The 17,498-nt window shown below is 71.3% G+C and carries 14 protein-coding genes and 1 pseudogene; 11 read left to right on the top strand and 4 right to left on the bottom strand.

From position 1 onward, the window contains the following. The first annotated feature begins 68 nt into the window (after positions 1-68). From ACIRU3_RS05265 to ACIRU3_RS05230, 8 genes are read left to right on the top strand one after another with little or no spacing between them, the layout of a single operon-like run. Positions 69-1,493: an extracellular solute-binding protein gene (locus ACIRU3_RS05265; protein ID WP_404051586.1), complete on the top strand. Its 1,425-nt coding sequence runs from the start codon at positions 69-71 to the stop codon at positions 1,491-1,493. Between the two features lie 6 nt (positions 1,494-1,499). Continuing rightward, positions 1,500-2,381 (top strand): carbohydrate ABC transporter permease, encoded by an 882-nt coding sequence (locus ACIRU3_RS05260; protein WP_404051583.1) that lies wholly within the window; start codon positions 1,500-1,502, stop codon positions 2,379-2,381. 17 nt (positions 2,382-2,398) lie between these two features. Further along, entirely contained in the window at positions 2,399-3,208 is an 810-nt protein-coding gene (locus tag ACIRU3_RS05255; RefSeq protein ID WP_404051581.1) for a carbohydrate ABC transporter permease, read from the top strand. Next, positions 3,205-4,296 (top strand): ABC transporter ATP-binding protein, encoded by a 1,092-nt coding sequence (locus ACIRU3_RS05250; protein ID WP_404051578.1) that lies wholly within the window; start codon positions 3,205-3,207, stop codon positions 4,294-4,296. The genes ACIRU3_RS05255 and ACIRU3_RS05250 overlap by 4 nt, the downstream gene beginning before the upstream one ends. After that, the gene (locus ACIRU3_RS05245) at positions 4,296-5,120 is read left to right on the top strand and encodes a DeoR/GlpR family DNA-binding transcription regulator (RefSeq protein WP_404051576.1); all 825 of its coding nucleotides are present in this window, start codon (positions 4,296-4,298) and stop codon (positions 5,118-5,120) included. Before ACIRU3_RS05250 ends, ACIRU3_RS05245 begins: the two co-directional genes overlap by 1 nt. Beyond that, a complete protein-coding gene (locus ACIRU3_RS05240) occupies positions 5,098-6,171 on the top strand; it encodes an ABC transporter ATP-binding protein (RefSeq protein ID WP_404051573.1) in 1,074 nt (357 codons plus the stop codon). Before ACIRU3_RS05245 ends, ACIRU3_RS05240 begins: the two co-directional genes overlap by 23 nt. Next, complete coding sequence (locus ACIRU3_RS05235) at positions 6,168-7,202, top strand: 2-hydroxyacid dehydrogenase (RefSeq protein WP_404051571.1); 1,035 nt, start codon at positions 6,168-6,170, stop codon at positions 7,200-7,202. The genes ACIRU3_RS05240 and ACIRU3_RS05235 overlap by 4 nt, the downstream gene beginning before the upstream one ends. A gap of 11 nt (positions 7,203-7,213) precedes the next feature. Next, the gene (locus ACIRU3_RS05230) at positions 7,214-8,641 is read left to right on the top strand and encodes an FGGY family carbohydrate kinase (RefSeq protein ID WP_404051569.1); all 1,428 of its coding nucleotides are present in this window, start codon (positions 7,214-7,216) and stop codon (positions 8,639-8,641) included. Positions 8,642-8,661: 20 nt separating this feature from the next. On the opposite strand, the gene ACIRU3_RS05225 is transcribed toward ACIRU3_RS05230, so the two are convergent. Further along, positions 8,662-9,324, bottom strand: a complete 663-nt coding sequence (locus ACIRU3_RS05225) for a disulfide bond formation protein DsbA (RefSeq protein WP_404051567.1) — start codon at positions 9,322-9,324, stop codon at positions 8,662-8,664. Between the two features lie 140 nt (positions 9,325-9,464). Between ACIRU3_RS05225 and pepN the strand changes: the two genes are divergently transcribed. From pepN to ACIRU3_RS05210, 3 genes and pseudogenes are all read left to right on the top strand, one after another. Then, positions 9,465-12,047, top strand: a complete 2,583-nt coding sequence (gene pepN / locus ACIRU3_RS05220) for an aminopeptidase N (protein WP_404051564.1) — start codon at positions 9,465-9,467, stop codon at positions 12,045-12,047. Positions 12,048-12,254: 207 nt separating this feature from the next. Further along, positions 12,255-13,292: a hypothetical protein gene (locus ACIRU3_RS05215; protein ID WP_404051561.1), complete on the top strand. Its 1,038-nt coding sequence runs from the start codon at positions 12,255-12,257 to the stop codon at positions 13,290-13,292. A gap of 99 nt (positions 13,293-13,391) precedes the next feature. Beyond that, positions 13,392-13,760: pseudogene (locus ACIRU3_RS05210) on the top strand (GNAT family N-acetyltransferase); the annotation flags it as partial. Here the strand turns inward: ACIRU3_RS05210 and ACIRU3_RS05205 are convergent. From ACIRU3_RS05205 to ACIRU3_RS05195, 3 genes are all read right to left on the bottom strand, one after another. Further along, positions 13,710-15,077 carry a glycosyltransferase gene (locus tag ACIRU3_RS05205; RefSeq protein ID WP_404051895.1) on the bottom strand — a complete coding sequence of 456 codons (1,368 nt, stop codon included), beginning with the start codon at positions 15,075-15,077 and terminating at the stop codon, positions 13,710-13,712. The pseudogene ACIRU3_RS05210 and the gene ACIRU3_RS05205 sit on opposite strands and share 51 nt — an antisense overlap. A 139-nt stretch (positions 15,078-15,216) precedes the next feature. Then, a complete protein-coding gene (locus tag ACIRU3_RS05200; protein WP_404051558.1) occupies positions 15,217-16,221 on the bottom strand; it encodes a DUF1731 domain-containing protein in 1,005 nt (334 codons plus the stop codon). 89 nt (positions 16,222-16,310) lie between these two features. Then, entirely contained in the window at positions 16,311-17,495 is a 1,185-nt protein-coding gene (locus tag ACIRU3_RS05195) for a serine hydrolase domain-containing protein (RefSeq protein ID WP_404051556.1), read from the bottom strand. Between the last annotated feature and the right edge of the window lie 3 nt (positions 17,496-17,498).

Here is a 17,498-nt window from a genome sequence, read left to right as displayed (position 1 = left end):
CTCTGTTGTCGAGTCGACTCACCGTGTTAACCCGCCCGACCCCAGCGCCCCACCGACGGAGGTCACGGATGGACAGGCACGTGCACGACCGCCGGCGTTTCCTCGCCCTCACCGCCGCCACCGCCGCGGCCCCGCTGCTGTCCGCCTGCGGCGCCGGCTTCGGCGGCAACGACGGCGACAAGGCAGGCGGCTCGGCCGCGGACGACGTCACCGGCGCCTTCGACTGGAAACGGGAGAAGGGCACGACCGTCAAGGCGCTGCTCAACAAGCACCCGTACACGGACGCCCTGATCGCCGACCTGAAGTCCTTCACCGAGAAGACCGGCATCAAGGTGCAGTACGACGTCTTCCCCGAGGACAACTACTTCGACAAGCTCACCGTCGACCTCTCCAGCGGGCGCGCCTCCTACGACGTCTTCATGCTCGGCGCCTACATGGTCTGGCAGTACGGGCCACCGGGCTGGCTGGAGGACCTCGGCCCCTGGATGCGCAGCTCCTCGGCCACCGGCGCCGAATGGGACCAGGCCGACTTCTTCCCGAACCTCCTGCAGGCCGACCAGTGGTCGCTGAAGGCGGGCGCACCGCTCGGCCGGGGCGGGCAGTACGCGCTGCCGTGGGGCTGGGAGACCAATGTGGTGGCCTACAACACCGAGGTGTTCGGCCGGCTGGGGCTGAAACCGGCGGAGTCCTTCGACGAGCTGCGCGAGCTGGCGGGCGTGATCAAGAAGAAGGCTCCCGGCGCCGGGTTCGACGGCATGTACGGGATCGCCGTACGGGGATCCCGGAGCTGGGCCACCATCCACCCCGGGTTCATGACCATGTACGCCCGCAACGGGCTGCGCGACTTCACCGTCGACAGCGGGAAGCTCACACCCGCCATGAACACCCCGAAGGCCGTCGCCTTCACCGAGGACTGGGCCGGCATGGTCAAGCAGGGCGGGCCGCCGTCGTGGACGTCGTACACCTGGTACCAGTGCTCCAGCGACCTCGGCGCGAAGAAGGCCGGGATGCTGTTCGACGCGGACACGGCCGCCTACTTCCAGGCGGTGAAGGGGGCGAGCCCGGCCTCCGGGAAGATCGCCTTCCATCCCGGGCCGAAGGGACCGGACGGCTCCCTCGCCACCAACATGTGGATCTGGTCGCTCGGCATGAACGCCAGGAGCAGGCGGAAGAGCGCCGCCTGGCTCTTCCTGCAGTGGGCCACCGGGAAGGAGCACCTGCGCAAGGGTGCCATCGCCTACAACCACATCGACCCGGTGCGGAAGTCGGTCAGCCAGGACGGCGCCTACCGGGACAAGATGAAGCACCTGCCGGGCTTCCTGGAGACCTTCGAGACGGTCGTCGACCAGACGAAGATCCAGTTCACCCCGCAGGCCCAGTTCTTCGACGCCACCACCAGCTGGGCGGCCGCCCTCCAGGAGATCTACGGCGGCAAGGACGCGAGGTCCGTGCTGAACGGGCTGGCGGGCGACCTCAAGTCCAAGGTGGGCTGACGGGTCATGGGCCGGCGGATCGCTCTGCGGCCGTACCTCCTCGTCCTCCCGGCGCTGCTGCTGACCTGCGGAATCCTCTATCCCTTCGGGCTCGGCCTGTACTACACCCTGTTCGACTTCTCGGCGAGCAAGCCGCAGCCGGACATGGTCCGGCTGCACAACTACGAGACGGTCTTCACGCAGGACGCGTTCTGGAACTCGGCCTGGGTGACCGTGCTGTACGCGGTCGGCGCGGCCGCCGTGGAGACCGTGCTGGGTGTCGCCGTGGCCCTGCTGCTGCACCGGTCGTCCCTGGTGGGCCGCATCCTGGAGAAGATCCTGATCCTGCCCCTGATGATCGCCCCGGTGATCGCGGCGATCATGTGGAAGCTGATGCTCCAGCCGTCGGTCGGCGTGATCAACCACCTGCTGAAACCCTTCGGGCTCGGGGGAGTGCAGTGGACGGACACGCCGACGGGTGCGCTGCTGTCGTCGATCGCCGTGGACGTCTGGGTCTACACCCCGTTCGTGGCGATTCTGGCGCTGGCCGGTCTGCGGTCGCTGCCCGCCTCCCCGTTCGAGGCGGCGGCCGTGGACGGCGCCGGCTGGTGGTACACCTTCCGGCGGCTGACCCTGCCGATGCTGTGGCCCTACGTCCTGGTCGCGGTGATCTTCCGGTTCATGGACTCGCTGAAGGTGTTCGACATCATCTACGCCCTGACCGAGGGCGGTCCGGGCGACTCCACGGTCGTGCTGCAGATCCGGGCGTACCTGGAGGCGATCCGCTTCCAGCGGTACTCCTTCGGGATCAGCTACACGATCGTGCTGTGGGCCGTGGTGTACCTGGCCGCGATGGTGCTCGTCCGGCATCTGGGGCGGATCCAGCGGAAGGCGGCCGAGGTCAAGTGACGCACAGGAAACGCCTCTTGGGGTGGCTGGCGGATGCCGCTCTCGTCCTGTACTTCGTCTTCGCGCTGTTTCCGGTCGCCTGGATGGTGATCCTCTCCCTCAAGCCCGCCGACCAGCTTTTCAGCACCTACTTCTCCTTCACTCCGACCCTGGGCGCCTACCGGACCGTGCTGGGCGACAGCGAGGGCATCCCCTTCGTGCGGTTCTTCGTGAACAGCCTGGTGGTGTCGGTGGGCGCGGTCGCGCTCTCGCTGGTGGTCGGGCTGCCGGCGGCGTACGCCTCGGCGCGCTGGCGGTTCAGGGGCTCGGAGAACCTGATGTTCACGCTGCTGTCGTTCCGGTTCGCGCCCGAACTCACCGTGATCATCCCGCTGTTCGTGCTGTACCAGAAGCTGGGGCTGTTCGACACGTACGTCGGCATGGTGTGGGTGCTGCAGCTGGTCACCCTGCCGCTGGTGGTGTGGATCATGCGGTCGTACTTCGCCGATCTCACCCCTGAGCTGGAGCAGGCGGCGCTGCTCGACGGCTACTCCCGCAAGCAGGCCTTCTTCAAGGTGGCGCTGCCCCTGGTGAAGCCGGGCATCGCGGCGGTGTCCCTGCTGGCGTTCATCTTCGCCTGGAACAACTTCGTCTTCCCGCTCATCCTCACCTCCAGCTCGGCGCAGACCGTGACCGTGGGCGCGCTGTCCTTCCTCGGCGGCGACCGGCCCAAGTACAACCTCACGGCCGCGGCCGCGCTGGTCTCCGTCGTACCTCCGCTGTTGCTGGCACTGACCATCCAGCGGTATCTGGTGCGCGGGCTGTCGTTCGGGGCGGTGAAGTCATGAGCATCGCGCTGCGGGACGTACACAAGGCGTACGGCCGGACGAAGGCCCTCGATGGAATCGAACTCCACGTGGAGGAGGGCGAGTTCTTCTGTCTGCTCGGGCCGTCCGGGGCGGGCAAGACGACGACGCTCAAGACCGTGGCCGGTCTGGAGCGGCCCGACTCCGGGACCGTCGAGATCGACGGCCGGGATGTGCGGGACGTGGAGCCCTACGACCGGGGCGTGGCCATGTGCTTCGAGAGCTACGCCCTCTACCCGCACCGCTCGGTGTACGACAACCTCGTCTCGCCCCTGCGCTCCCCGCGGCACCGGCTGCCCGCCGGCGAGGCCCGCGACCGGGTCGGGGCCGTCGCCGAACTGCTGGGCATCCATGCCCTGCTGGACCGGTCGGTGGGGCAGCTGTCCAACGGGCAGCGGCAGCGGGTCGCCCTCGGCCGGGTGCTGGTCCGCCCGGCCCGCGCCTTCCTTCTCGACGAACCCCTCTCCCATCTGGACGCCAAGCTGCGCCAGCAGATGCGGGCCGAGCTGAAGGCGATCGGGGCCGTGCGGCGCACGACGACGCTGTACGTCACCCATGACTCCGTCGAGGCGCTGGCGCTCGGGGACCGGATCGGGGTCGTCCGGGACGGGCGGATCGTGCAGACCGGCACCCGGGAGGACATCTGGTACCGGCCCCACGACACCGAGGTCGCCCGGGCCTTCGGGCGGCCCCGGATCAATCTGCTGCCGGGGACGGTGACGGAGAGGGGGGCCTTCCGGTCGGTGGACGGCACGGTCGAGCTGCCGCTTTTGGTGCGGGCCCCCGCAGGCAGCGAGGTCCTGGTCGGTGTGCGTCCGAGGGACGTCTCGCTGACCGGGGACGGCCACCGGCTCACCGGGTCCGTCTACGTCACCGAGGTGCTCGGCCGATCCGTCGAGGTCACCGTGCGGATCGGCACACAGCACCTGTCGCTCGTCGCGGCCCGCGACGAGGCGGCCGGGCTGCGTCCCGACGATCCGGTCCGCCCGGCCGTCCGGCCTGAGAACCTGCTGGTGTTCGAGGCCGACCGGCCGGAGCGTCCAGGACGACGGATCGGGAAGAGCACGTGATGAGCAGTGGTGCACAGCAGGGACCCGCGGCCCGGCAGGCCGCCATGGCCGAACTGGTCCTGGCCGAGGGTTCGGCGACCGCCGCCGAACTGGCCGAGCGCTTCGCGGTGAGCCTGATGACCATCCACCGGGACCTGGACGAGCTGGAACGGCAGGGCATCGTACGGAAGTTCAGGGGCGGGGTGACCGCGCAGCCGTCCGGGGTGTTCGAGTCGAATGTGCAGTACCGGCTGAAGACCATGCGCCCGCAGAAGGCCGCGCTCGCCGAGCGGGCACTGAAGTCCATAGAGCCCGGCATGGCGATCCTCCTCGACGACTCCACCTCCACCCTGGAGATAGCCCGCCTGCTCCGGCTCGGCGCGATCACCCCGCTCACGGTCGTCACCAACTTCCTGGAGGCGGTCAACCTCCTCACCGGTCAGCGGGGCATCCATCTGATGGCCCTCGGCGGCGACTACGACCGGCTGCACTCCTCCTTCCTCGGGGTGTCCTGCGTGGAGGCGGTCGAGCAGCTGCGGGTGGACGTGTGCTTCGTGTCGACGTCCGGCGTGCACGGCGGCTACGCCTACCACCAGGAGCAGCACATCGTCTCCGTGAAGCGGGCGATGCTCGACGCGGCCGCCCGCAACGTGCTGCTGGTCGACCACACCAAGCTGGGCCGGGTCGCCCTGCACCGGGTCGCCCCGCTCTCCCGCTTCGACCTGCTGCTGGTGGACGACGGGGCGTCCCCCGAGGCGCTGCGCGACCTGGACGAGCACAAGGTGCGCTACGAGGTGTGCGCCACGGATCCGAGGGAGGGCGATGACCGCGCTGGAGCTACGTGAGCTGCGCAAGACCTACCGGTCGCGGGGCCGCCCGGCGGTGGAGGCGGTCCGGGGCCTGGACCTGAGCCTGCAGTCCGGCGAACTGCTCGGGCTGCTGGGCCCGTCGGGCTGCGGCAAGTCCACCACGCTGCGGATGATCGCCGGCCTGGAGGCGGTGACCGGCGGGGACATCCTGGTCGGCGGCGCCTCGGTGGCGGGCCGTCCGGCACAGGAGCGCAACATCGGGGTCGCCTTCGAGAACTACGCGCTCTACCCACCGCTGACGGTCGCCGAGAACCTGGCGTTCGGGCTGAGGGCACGCCGCAGGAGCGCCCGGGGCGATGTGCGCCGCAAGGTCGCCGAGATCGCCGGGCGGACCGGCCTCACCGATGTCCTCGACGCCCGCCCGGCCGGACTGTCCAGCGGCCAGAAGCAGCGCGTCTCCCTGGCCCGCGCGCTGATCCGCGAGCCGGACGTTCTGCTCCTTGACGAGCCGCTGTCCCATCTGGACGCGGCCCAGCGCGACACCACCCGGCGCGAACTCAAGCGCATCCAGCGCGACCTGGGCCACACCACGATCCTCGTCACGCACGACCAGGAGGAGGCCCTGTCCCTCGCCGACCGGATCGCCGTCATGCGGGACGGCGTGATCCAGCAGCTGGGGACGCCCTACGAGATCTACGACAGCCCCGCCACCTCCTTCGTGGCGGACTTCGTCGGCGAGCCCGCGATCAACCTGCTGCCCGGCATCGCCACCGGCGACGGCCACACACGCCTCTCCACCGGGGTGCGGATCCCACTGCCGGTACCGGTCGACGCGGGCCGGGCCGTGCTGGTCGGCATCCGCCCCGAGGACCTGGCTCTCACCGGAGCCGACGGCCTCCCCGCCCGGGTCGTGGCCCACGAACCCCTGCTGGAGTCGGGCATCGCCACGCTCGCCCTCGACGGAGTGGAGCGGCACCTGGTGGTGCTCACCGGGCCCGAGGTGCGCCTCGCACACGACGAGCACGTCCGGGTGACGGCCGGACTCACCCATGTCTTCGACGCCGAGACGGGAGACTCCCTGCGATGACCTCCATGGAGCAGTTGTGTGTCGTGGCCGCCGGCGACCACTTCGTCCTGCCGTCCCTGATCGGGGAGGCGGTCGGACGGGAACTGAACGGCGCCTGCGAGATACGGGAGTTGACCCTCGACTGGCCGCTGGTGCCCTTCGGACCGGTCGCCGAGGTCGGCGAGGCCAGCGACGCCGAGGACGACCTGATCGGCGCCCTCGCGGACGCGCGGGTCCTGGTCACCCAGATGGGCCCGGTGACCGAACGGGTCCTGGACGCCTGCCCGCACCTGCGCCTGGTCGTGGTCTGCCGGGGCGGCCCGGTCAACGTCAACCTGGACGCCGCCGAACGGCACGATGTCCGGGTGTGCTTCGCGCCCGGCCGCAACGCCGCCGCCACCGCCGAGTTCACCGTCGGCCTGCTTCTCGCGGCCCTGCGCCGCATCCCCCAGGCCCACGAACTCCTCGCCCGCCGGGGGAGCTGGGCCGGATCGGCGTACTACACCTACGACCGGAGCGGACTGGAGCTGGAGGACCTGCCGGTCGGGCTGGTCGGCTACGGCGCGGTCGGCAGCCGGGTGGCGCGTGTGCTGTGCGCCTTCGGGGCACGGGTGATGGTGTACGACCCCTATGTGCGCGGGGAGGTGCACGGGCTGCGCGTGTCCTCGCTGGACGACCTGCTGCGCCGTTCCCGGGTGATCACCCTGCACGCCCGGCTCACGGCGGAGACCCGCGGTCTGATCGGCGGGCGCGAGCTGGCTCTGCTGCCGCCCGGCGCGGTGGTGGTGAACGCGGCCCGGGGGCCGCTGCTGGACGAGGACGCGCTGTGCGACGCGCTGGAGAGCGGGCGGCTCGCGGCGGCGGCCCTGGACACCTACGCCCGTGAACCGCTTCCGCCGGACTCCCGGCTGCCCGCGCTCGCCGACCGTGTCGTCCTCACCCCGCACCTGGGCGGGGCCAGCCGGGCGGTGGCGGAGAAGGCGGCGCGGATCGCCGCCGCCGAGGTGGGGCGCTGGGTGCGCGGGGAGCCGCTCGCGCACTGTCTGACGTGAAGAGGAGTCTCATGTACGTCGGGATCGATGTGGGCACGTCCATGGTGAAGGCCGCCGCCTTCGACGGCACCGGTCGCGAACTGGCCGTCGAGGCACGGCCGGTGGGCCTCGATCTGCGGGGCGGGTCCGTGGAGCAGGACATGGAGGAGGTGTACGCGGCCGTCGTCGCCGTGCTCCGGGCGCTGACCGCTCGGGTTCCCGAGCCGGTGGAGCTGGCCGGGCTGACCGGGCAGGGCGACGGAGTGTGGCTGGTGGACGCGGCGGGCCGGCCGGTGCGGGCGGCGATCTCGTGGATGGACGGCCGGGCCCATGAACTGGTGGACCAGTGGCTGGCGGACGGCACGTTCGAGACCGTCTTCCGGCGCACCGGCAGCGCGATGTTCCCGGGCTGCCCGGGCCCGCTGCTGGCCTGGCTGGACCGGCACGAGCCGCAGTCGCTGGACGCGGCCGCCGCGGCCGTCTACTGCAAGGACATGGTCTTCCAGCGGCTGACCGGCGCGACACGGGCCGTGACCGACGTGTCGGACGCGTCGATGCCGTTCCTGGACCCGCACACCCGGTCCTACGACAACCGGGTCGTGGAGATCCTCGGCCTGACCCACCGCCGGGGCCTGCTCGCACCGGTCGGCGACCCGGTGGCGACGGGCGAGACGACCGGCGCGGGGCTGCCGCCGGGCACCCGGCTGGCGAACGGCCCCTACGACCTGGCGGCCAGTGCGCTCGGCGCGGGTGTCACGGAGCCCGGCGACGGCCTGCTGATCGTCGGCACCTGCCTGGCCGCCCTGGTCGCCACCACGGGCCTGGACCTCGGCGGTGAACCGGCCGGCCTGTACATCTCCACCGACCGGCCCGGGCACCGGCTGCGCGCGATGCCCGCGATGGTCGGCACGGCGGCCCTGGACTGGGTGCTGTCGACGACGGGGATCCGGCACGCGGAGGCCGATGCCCTGCTGGCCGCCACCCCGCCCGGCGCCCACGGCGTACGCGTGCTGCCGTACTTCGCGCCCTCCGGCGAGCGCGCCCCCTTCGTGGAACCGCGGCTGCGGGCCGAACTCACCGGTGTCTGCCTGGAGTCGACGCCCGCCGACCTGATCCGCGCCACCTGCGAGGGCATCGGCTACGCGGCCCGGCACTGTCTGGCGGCGGCGGGTCTGACCGGGACGCTCGCGGTGTGCGGCGGCGGCACCCGCAGCCCCGCCTGGATGCGGCTGCTGGCCGACGTCCTGGGGCGCCCGCTGCGGGTGGTCGAGGGCGAGGTCGGCGCGCGGGGCGCGGTCCTGGCGGCGGCCGGGCGCCACGGCGTCGCCCTGGACCGGACGGCCTGGACCGAGCCGACCCGCACGGTCGAGCCGGACCCGGAACGGGCCGCGTACTACGCGAAGGGGTACGAGGAGCACTTGGGGCGCCTGGCCGAGGCACGCGCTCGGGCCCGGCGCTGACCGGGCCCGAGCGGGAAGACCTACAGGTTGCTGAAGTCCGGGCCCTTGGTGCGGGTCCGCTTGATCTCGTAGAAGCCGGGGACGGAGGCCACGGCGAGCGTGCCGTCCCACAGGCGGGCCGCCTCCTCGCCCTTCGGGGCCGGGGTGACGACCGGGCCGAAGAAGGCGATCTGCTCGCCGGCCGGGCCCGGAACCGAGATGACGGGGGTGCCGACGTCCTCGCCGACCTTCTCGATGCCCTCCTTGTGCGAGGCGCGCAGCTCGGCCTCGAACTCGAAGTCCTTCTGCTCGGCGTACTCGATCAGCTCGGCAGGCAGGCCGACGTCCGCGAGCGCGCCGGCGATGGCCTCCAGGGTCGGGCCCTCGCCGTTGTTGTGGATACGGGTGCCGAGCGCGGTGTAGAGGGGGCCGAGGATGTCCGCGCCGTGCTTCTGCCAGGCCGCGGTGACCACGCGCACCGGCGGCCACGCCTTGGTCGAGAGCATCTCCCGGTACTGCTCGGGCAGCTCGTCCAGCTTGTTCTCGTTGAGGACGGCGAGGCTCATCAGGTGCCAGCGGACCTCGATCTCGCGGACCTTCTCCACCTCCAGCACCCAGCGGGAGGTCATCCAGGCCCAGGGGCACAGCGGGTCGAACCAGAAGTCCACAGGGGTCTTGCCGGAGGTGCTCGCGGTCTCGGACATGCTTCTCCTCAGCGAAAAGGGCTCTTGAGGAGGGTCAACATTGCCCCTGTCACCCCCATTCCCTGGTGCCCCCTGTCAGGGGCGCGTGGCAGGATCGGTCCTGTTCCACCCCACCCGAACGATCACGAGGGAGTGCGCCCGTGCCCGGTGAGAATCTGACCCGCGACGAAGCCCGGGAGCGGGCCGCCCTGCTGTCCGTCGACGGGTACGACGTAGCGCTGGACCTGCGGTCCGCCGTCGGCGACGGGAACGACGAGCCGCGCACCTTCCGCTCGGTGACCACGATCAGGTTCCGCTGCAACGAGCCGGGCGCGTCCGGCTTCGCCGACCTGGTCGCGCCGAGTGTGACGTCCGTCACGCTCAACGGGAAGGATCTGGACCCGAGCGAGGTCTTCGACGGCACCCGGATCGTCCTGGAGGACCTGGCCGCGGAGAACGAGCTGACGGTCGACGCCCGGTGCGCCTACTCGCGCACCGGCGAGGGCATGCACCGTTTCGTGGACCCCGAGGACGGCGAGGTCTACCTCTACACCCAGTACGAGCCGGCCGACGCCCGCCGTGTCTTCGCGAACTTCGAGCAGCCGGACCTGAAGGCCCCGTACCGCTTCGAGGTGCGGGCGCCCGAGGGCTGGACGGTGTGGAGCAACGGCGCCGGCGAACTCACGGACGGAGTCTGGCGGTTCGCGGAGACGAAGCCGATCTCGACGTACATCACATGCGTGGTGGCGGGGCCGTACCACTATGTGACGGACTCCTACGAGCGGACCTTCGAGGACGGGACGAAGCTGGAGATCCCGCTCGGCGCCCTGTGCCGCAAGGGCCTCGCGCCCTACTTCGACTCCGACGACGTCTTCCTGGTCACCAAGCAGGGCCTGGACTTCTTCCACGACCACTTCGACTACCCGTACCCGTTCGGGAAGTACGACCAGGCGTTCGTCCCCGAGTACAACCTGGGCGCCATGGAGAACCCGGGTCTGGTGACCTTCCGCGAGGAGTACATCTTCCGCGGCAAGGTGACGCAGACGTCCTACGAGGGCCGGGCCAACGTCATCCTGCACGAGATGGCGCACATGTGGTTCGGCGACCTGGTCACCATGGTGTGGTGGGACGACCTGTGGCTGAAGGAGTCCTTCGCGGACTTCATGGGCACGTTCGCGAACGTCGGCGCGACCCGCTTCACCGACGCCTGGATCACCTTCGCCAACCGCCGCAAGGCCTGGGCCTACCGCGCGGACCAGCTGCCCTCCACGCACCCGATCACCGCGGACATCCGCGACCTTCAGGACGCCAAGCTCAACTTCGACGGCATCACCTACGCCAAGGGCGCCTCCGTACTGAAGCAGCTGGTGGCGTACGTCGGCCAGGACGCCTTCCTGGAGGGCGCGCGGCGCTACTTCAAGCGGAACGCGTACGGCAACACGCGCCTGGGCGACCTGCTGTCGGTGCTGGCGGAGACCAGCGGCCGGGACATGACCACATGGGCCCGCTCCTGGCTGCAGACCGCCGGGGTGAACTCGCTGACCCCGCAGGTGCTGCTGGACACCGAGGGCGGCCGGATCGCCGAGCTCGCGGTGGTCCAGGACGCCCCCGAATCGCACCCCCAGCTGCGCCCGCACCGGGTCGCGGTCGGCCTGTACCGCCGTACGCCCGAGGGCTCGCTGGAGCGGTACACGCGCGTGGAGACGGACGTCGAGGGCCCGCGCACGGTCGTGACGGAGCTGGGCGGGGCCGAGGCCCCTGCACTGGTGCTGGTCAACGACGACGACCTGACCTACTGCAAGATCCGCTTCGACGAGACCTCGCTGGTCACCCTGCGCGAGCACCTCGGCGCGCTGACCGATCCGCTGGCGCGCGCCCTGTGCTGGTCGGCACTGTGGAACCTCACCCGCGACGCCCTGCTGCCGGCGCGGGACTTCGTGGACCTCGTCCTGCGGTTCGCGGGCCGCGAGTCCGACATCGGCGTGCTGCAGATGCTGCACGCCTGGGCGAACTCGGCACTGGTGCACTACGCGGCGCCCGAGTGGCGGGCGAGGGGCGAGGAGTTGCTCGCCGAGGGTGCGCTGCGGGAACTCCGCACGGCCGAGCCCGGCAGTGAGCACCAGCTGGCCTGGGCCCGCTTCTTCGCGACGGTCGCCTCCGGCGCGGGGGACCTCGCACTGCTGAAGGATCTGCTGGACGGCACCGAGACCGTCGAGGGCCTGACGGTGGACCAGGAGCTGCGCTGGGCGTTCCTGGAACCGCTGGCCGCCCACGGCGTGGCCGACGAGTCCGCCCTCGCGGCCGAACTGGCCCGCGACGACACGGCGTCCGGCAAGCGCCACCAGGTCCGCTGCCTGGCGGCCCGGCCGTCGCAGGCGGTCAAGGCGCAGGCCTGGGCCCAGGTGGTGGAGTCCAACGCCCTGTCGAACGCGCTGGTGGAGGCGACGATCACGGGCTTCGGCCAGCCCTCGCAGCGGGAGCTGACGGCGCCGTACGCACAGAAGTACTTCGCGGCGATCGAGCGGGTGTGGCGGGAGCGGTCGATCCAGATCGGCATGGACGTCGTACGGGGCCTGTTCCCCTCCTTCCAGGACCGCCGGGAGACGCTGGACGCGACGGACGCGTGGCTGGAGGCCCACGCGGACGCGGCGCCCGCACTGCGGCGGCTGGTGCTGGAGGCGCGGGACGATCTGGCGCGGGCGCTGCGCGCACAGGCGTGCGACGCGGCGGCAGCCGGCGCCTGATCATTGGCCTGAGCTTTCCCGGTCGGTGACCGTTACGGAATTCAGGCAATAACAGCCGTAACCCCTGGTCCACACCCGATTGGACCAGGGGTTTTCCATGCCTACTCGGCGCCCGAACACCCGTCCTTTAGTACCGCCTTGTCCGCATTCATCGACGGCCGTGTAACAGCGGTTAAGGGTGGGACGGGACGCGGGAATCCCGAGGCCATGACGCACAACACCCCGCTCTCCCCCCGCCCCCTTCACCACCTCTCCGATGTCCACCGCCGCGTCCTGACGGCGGCCCGGCTCCGCTCCCACGGCGTCTCCACGGCCGAGCTGAACGACCAGTGCCGCCCCGGCGGCCCCTGGCAGCTGCTGCTGCCGAACGTGGTCCTGCTCCACCCCGGCCCGGCGACCAGCGAGGAGCGGCTGCACGGGGCCCTGCTGTACGCGGCACGCGAGTCGGCCCCGGGCGTCCCGGCCCAGCCCACCGCCGACGAGCCGCACCGCCCGGTGTACGCGGACGCCGTGATCACGGGCCTCGCGGCCCTCACCCTGCACGGCTTCTCCTCCACCCCGCCGCTCCTCTCCCTGGACCGCGTCGACGTACTGATCCCCCGCCTGCGCCGGCTGCGCTCCAGCGGCTACGTCCGCGTCCTGCGCACCCCGGCCCTGCCCAAGCCCTGCGCGGTGGCGGGCCTGCCGGTGGCCCCGGTGCCGCGCGCACTGGCGGACGCGGTGGCCGAGTTGACGGACGCGGGCGCGGTGCGCCGGCTGCTGACCGAGGCGGTACGCGCCGGTCACTGCGAACCGGCGGCGGTGGTGAGGGAGTTGACCCAGGCGAAGCTTCTGACCCGCCCGCACGTGGTGGACGCGGTGGACTCGCTGCTGGCCGAGGGCCGGGCGATCGCGGAGGACCGCCTGTACCGGATGGTCGGCGAGTACGGCCTGCCCGACCCGGTCTGGAACGTGGACCTGCGCCTGCCCGGCGGCCCGCACCTCGGCGGACTGGACGCGTACTGGCCCGAGCAGGCGGTCGCGGTGGAACTCGACACCCGCGCACCCCGCCAGGACGAGGACGCGCTGTGGTCGGAATACGCGCGCAAGCGGGAGCACCTGGAGCGGCTGGGCATCACGGTCGTCTACATCACCCCCAGGAAGCTCAGGGAGTCCCTGGAGCAACAGGCGACCGTGGTCCGCACGGCCCTGATGGCCTCCGGCGACCGCGACCCGGCCGCGTATGTCGTGGTGCTGCCCCGGTAGTGACACCCCGGGACAGCACCAGGAGGGGAGAGGAGGGGCCACCGGACCTGGACCGGTGGCCCCTCCTCATGGCCGGGTGGGCGCACTAGTGTGACCGGGATGAGCGATGAAGCCGTCTTACTGCGCCCGGTGCACGAGGACGACCTTCCGATGCTGGAGCGCTTTCTCACCGATCCTGTCGCCGCCGGTCCCTTCCAGTGGTACGGCTACGCGGATCCCGGCCGGTTCCGCCGCCGCTGGGCGGAGAACCGGATGCTCGGCGAGGACGGCGGACAGCTGATCGTCACGGCCGGAGGCGATCCGCTCGGGTTCGTCGCCTGGCGACGGGTCGTCGTCTCGCCCTCCACCCACTGCTGGAACATCGGCGCCCAGCTCCTGCCCGAGGCCTGCGGGCGCGGTATCGGCACCCGGGCCCACCTACAGCTCGTCCGCTATCTCTTCGCCCACACTCCCGTGATGCGGATCGAGGCCGACACCGAGGCCGAGAACATCGCCGAGCAACGGGCCCTGGAGAAGTCCGGCTTCACCCGCGAGGGCGTACTGCGCGGCATCGTCTTCCGGGACGGGAAGTGGCGTGACGGCGTCTCCTACAGCGTGCTGCGCGACGACCCGCTGCCCGCCCACGTATGACGCGTACACCTCGTCGAGCAGCGCGGCGTACGCGGCGATCATGCGGGTGCGGCTGAAGCGCTCACGGCTGCGTTCCAGGGCGGGAGCCAGGTCGGCGCGGCCCGTGATCGCGGCCGACCAGGCCAGGGCGATCGCGCCCGGGTCCGGCGGGGTGACGAAGCCGTGGCCGGTGACGATCGCCGCGCTGTCGCCGACGTCCGTCGTCACGGGGACGGCGCCGCACATCATGCCCTCGATCAGGCACAGCGGCGCCGCCTCCCCGGAGACGGAGGTCAGAGCGACGACGTCGGCGCCGGCGTAGACGGCCTCCATGTCGTGCCGTACGCCGAGCAGGTGCACCCGGTCGGCGAGGTCCCGCTCCCCGGCGAAGGCGCTCTCCAGGTCCGCCCGCAGGGCGGGGTTGGCGTCCGTCATCCCGGCCCCGCACATCACGACGTGCCCGCCGCCCTCGCGGGCCAGCCAGGTCCGGGCGGCGCGCAGGAGGAGCGGGACGTTCTTCATCTGCGCGTACCGGGCCGCGAAGACGACCACCGGAGCAGCGGCCGGAATGCCCAGCGACGCGCGGAAGGCGATCCGTGCCGCCGCATCGGGGCGGAAGCGGAGCAGGTCCACCCCGTTGGGGATGACGTGCAGCAGGGCGGCCGGGATGCCCGCGGCCTCGTACGCCGCCCGCGTCGACTCGGCGCAGCACACGCACGCCACCACCGTGCCGTCGGCGATCGCAGCCTTCAGCTCGTCCAGCGCCGGGCCCTGGTTCTCGGGGTCGGACCGGTGCAGGCCGACCACGACCGGGCGGCGGGGCAGGCCGGACTGGTTCAGCAGGGCGAGCGGCTGTTCCTTGAGGGAGAGGATCACGTCCGCCCCCGCCATGGCCCTGGCGGTTTCGGCCAGCTCCGGTCCGCTGAAAACAGACGCTGCGACCGAGCCGTCCACCAGACCCGCCGTGCGCCCCAGCGAGGTGACCGCGACCTCGCCGGCCGTCAGCGCCCGGTAGCAGTGGTCGTCCTCCATGCGCTGCCGGGTGGCCTCGCGGTGGACCTCTCCATGGATGCTGAGCACCTGGTGGGACTGGCCGCCCTCGGCCAGTCCCAGTACGACGTCGCTGTGCACGATCCTGGCTCCTCCGGAGAAGAAGCCCTCGTAGACCGACAGCACACGCAGTCCGTGCCTCGTGCGCACACGACCACCCGCCTTGCACATAAATCGAGCCATCCCCGTGAACAGCGGGTTAGCCGATATGAGGCGGTACGGACATTACGGACAGATGAACCGGATGCTTCGTTTCTGGGTCTCTTCAATGACGCGGACCGTGTGGCGACGGCACCCGTTCCGCAGCGTCATCAGCACCCCTTCCCGCGTTACGGGCGCGCACCCGCCGCACAAGATCCGCGGCCGCCCGTGACCAGTGCGGGTGATCGAAAGTGAAGCCCGCGCCGAGAAGGCGGCCGGGCACGACCCGCCGGCTCTTGAGCAGCAGCTCGGCGTCGGAGCGGAGGGCGAGGGCACCGGCCTCGGCCATCCAGCGCGTGGCGGGCAGGCCGACCGGCACGCCCCAGGCGGTGCGCAGATCGCGCATGAACATGCGCTGGGGCAGCGGGGCGGGTGCCGCGAGGTTGACCGGTCCGGCGAGGTCGTCCCTGCCGATCAGGAACTCGACCGCCCGGACGAAGTCCTGGTCGTGGATCCAGGACACGTACTGCGCGCCGCCCGCCACCGGGCCACCGAGACCGAGCCGGGCCAGCCGCAGCAGGATGTCGAAGACGCCGCCCCGGTCGGGGCTCATCACCATCGCGGTGCGCAGCGCGACCTTGCGGGTGTGCGGGGTGCCGGCCGCCTCCTGCTCGCGCTCCCAGGCCCTGGCGATGTCGACGCTGTAGGCCCAGTAGCCGGGCACACCCGGTTCGGCTCCGCCGATCAGGCCGGTCCTCTCGTCGTTGGGCGCGTCGAATCGGTGGGCGTAGACCGTGGCGGTGCTCATCTGCAGCCAGAGGCGAGGAGGCCGGGCCGCGGCGCCGATCGCCTCGCCCACGACCCGGGCGGAGTCCACCCGCGAGTCCATCATCGCCTGCAGGTTCGAAGCGGTGTAGCGGCAGCTGACGCTGCGGCCGGCCAGGTTGACGACGACATCGCTGCCGTCGATCCGGTCGGCCCAGGGACCGAGGGTGCGACCGTCCCAGCGGACCTCGCCCGGGCCCGCCGGACGCCTGCTCAGCACCACCACGTCATGTCCCGCCGCGGTCAGCGCGCGCTTCAGGACCGTGCCCACCTGGCCGGTCCCCCCGGGTATCACGATCTTCATGGGCCACTCCCCTCACCGTGTGGCAGCAACCCTAGCGAAGAATTGAACGTGTTCAAAACCGTGTGGCCGGGGGACCGATGGTCTGCGGATCACCGGCCGCAGAACTCCCCCTCCGCCACCGCCGCCGTGTCCCCGGCCCAGTCCCCGTTGAAGTTCAGGGCGAGGGAGTGGCGGCCGTCGGCCGTCGTCACCGCGGAGGACGCGGAGCCGTGGATGCCGCCGTCGTGCCCCCAGACGTGGACGCCGCAGCTCAGCCTGGTGTCCATGAGACCGAGGCCGTAACCGATGTTCGGGACACCGGCCATCTTCACCGTGGTCTTCATCTCCTTCAGCTGCCGCGGCGGGAGCAGCTTTCCGCTCAGGAGGGCGCTGTAGAAGCGGTCCAGGTCCGCGGAGTTCGAGATCATCTCGCCCGCCGAGGACGCGAGGGAGGGGTTGAGCTTCGTGACGTCGTACGACGGGCCCGTCGCCGTCTGAGCGAGCTTCGAGTAGGCACGGCTGCTCGGCCGCGGCACGGTGACCCGCGTGCCGGGGACCGAGGTGGCCGTGAGGTGCAGCGGCTCGATGATGCGGCGGGTGATCTCGGTGGCGTACGAGTGACCGGTCACCTTCCCGATCACCATGCCGGCCAGGACGTAGTTCGTGTTGGAGTAGTTCCAGGACGTGCCCGGTGCGAAGTCCGGCTTGTGTTTCATCGCGACCGCCACCAGGTCGAGCGGCGTGAGCGTGTCGTAGCGGTGCCGGAAGAAGCCGTCCTTGAGGAAGTAGGTGCGGCCGAAGTCGTCGTCGGCCGTGTAGTTGTAGATGCCGCTGGTGTGGTTGAGGAGCTGGCGGACGGTGATGTCACGGCCGTCGTGGCCGTGGCCGCTCACGACCCCGGGCAGCCACCTGTCCACCTTGTCGTCCAGGGAGAGCCGGCCCTCCGCCTCCAGCTGGAGCAGGACGGTGGAGACGAAGGACTTGGTGATGCTGCCGACGCGGTAGCGGTCGGCCGTCGAGCGCGGCTCGCCCGTGCGGGTGTCGCCCACGCCGGCCGTCGTGGACCAGGTGCCGTGGGTGTCCTTGGCAGTGGCGGTCACCCCGGGGACACCGGCCCGGACCGCGGCCTCGATCGCACGGCGGGCGGCGGAGTGGGTGTCGGTGGAGCGGGTGTCGGTGGAGCCGGCGTCGGCAAGGTGACTGCCGACGGCGGGCCCGGCCGCGACGGCCGGGCCCGCCAGGGCCGCCGAGAGGAGCAGGGCGGTGGCGCCCACCAGGGTCGTGCGTGCACGCATGTC

The sequence above is a fragment of the Streptomyces sp. NPDC101151 genome (genome assembly GCF_044768335.1).
Taxonomy (GTDB): Bacteria; Actinomycetota; Actinomycetes; order Streptomycetales; family Streptomycetaceae; genus Streptomyces.
This window is presented reverse-complemented; position numbering and strand designations above follow the sequence as displayed.

Bases quoted from the DNA above. Each gene is read 5' to 3' on its own strand.
- ACIRU3_RS05260 (WP_404051583.1), top strand. From the start codon at position 1,500: ATGGGCCGGCGGATCGCTCTGCGGCCGTACCTCCTCGTCCTCCCGGCG.
- ACIRU3_RS05235 (WP_404051571.1), top strand. From the start codon at position 6,168: ATGACCTCCATGGAGCAGTTGTGTGTCGTGGCCGCCGGCGACCACTTC.
- ACIRU3_RS05265 (WP_404051586.1), top strand. From the start codon at position 69: ATGGACAGGCACGTGCACGACCGCCGGCGTTTCCTCGCCCTCACCGCC.
- ACIRU3_RS05230 (WP_404051569.1), top strand. From the start codon at position 7,214: ATGTACGTCGGGATCGATGTGGGCACGTCCATGGTGAAGGCCGCCGCC.
- ACIRU3_RS05225 (WP_404051567.1), bottom strand. From the start codon at position 9,324: ATGTCCGAGACCGCGAGCACCTCCGGCAAGACCCCTGTGGACTTCTGG.
- ACIRU3_RS05195 (WP_404051556.1), bottom strand. From the start codon at position 17,495: ATGCGTGCACGCACGACCCTGGTGGGCGCCACCGCCCTGCTCCTCTCG.
- ACIRU3_RS05250 (WP_404051578.1), top strand. From the start codon at position 3,205: ATGAGCATCGCGCTGCGGGACGTACACAAGGCGTACGGCCGGACGAAG.
- ACIRU3_RS05215 (WP_404051561.1), top strand. From the start codon at position 12,255: ATGACGCACAACACCCCGCTCTCCCCCCGCCCCCTTCACCACCTCTCC.
- ACIRU3_RS05240 (WP_404051573.1), top strand. From the start codon at position 5,098: ATGACCGCGCTGGAGCTACGTGAGCTGCGCAAGACCTACCGGTCGCGG.
- ACIRU3_RS05245 (WP_404051576.1), top strand. From the start codon at position 4,296: ATGAGCAGTGGTGCACAGCAGGGACCCGCGGCCCGGCAGGCCGCCATG.
- ACIRU3_RS05200 (WP_404051558.1), bottom strand. From the start codon at position 16,221: ATGAAGATCGTGATACCCGGGGGGACCGGCCAGGTGGGCACGGTCCTG.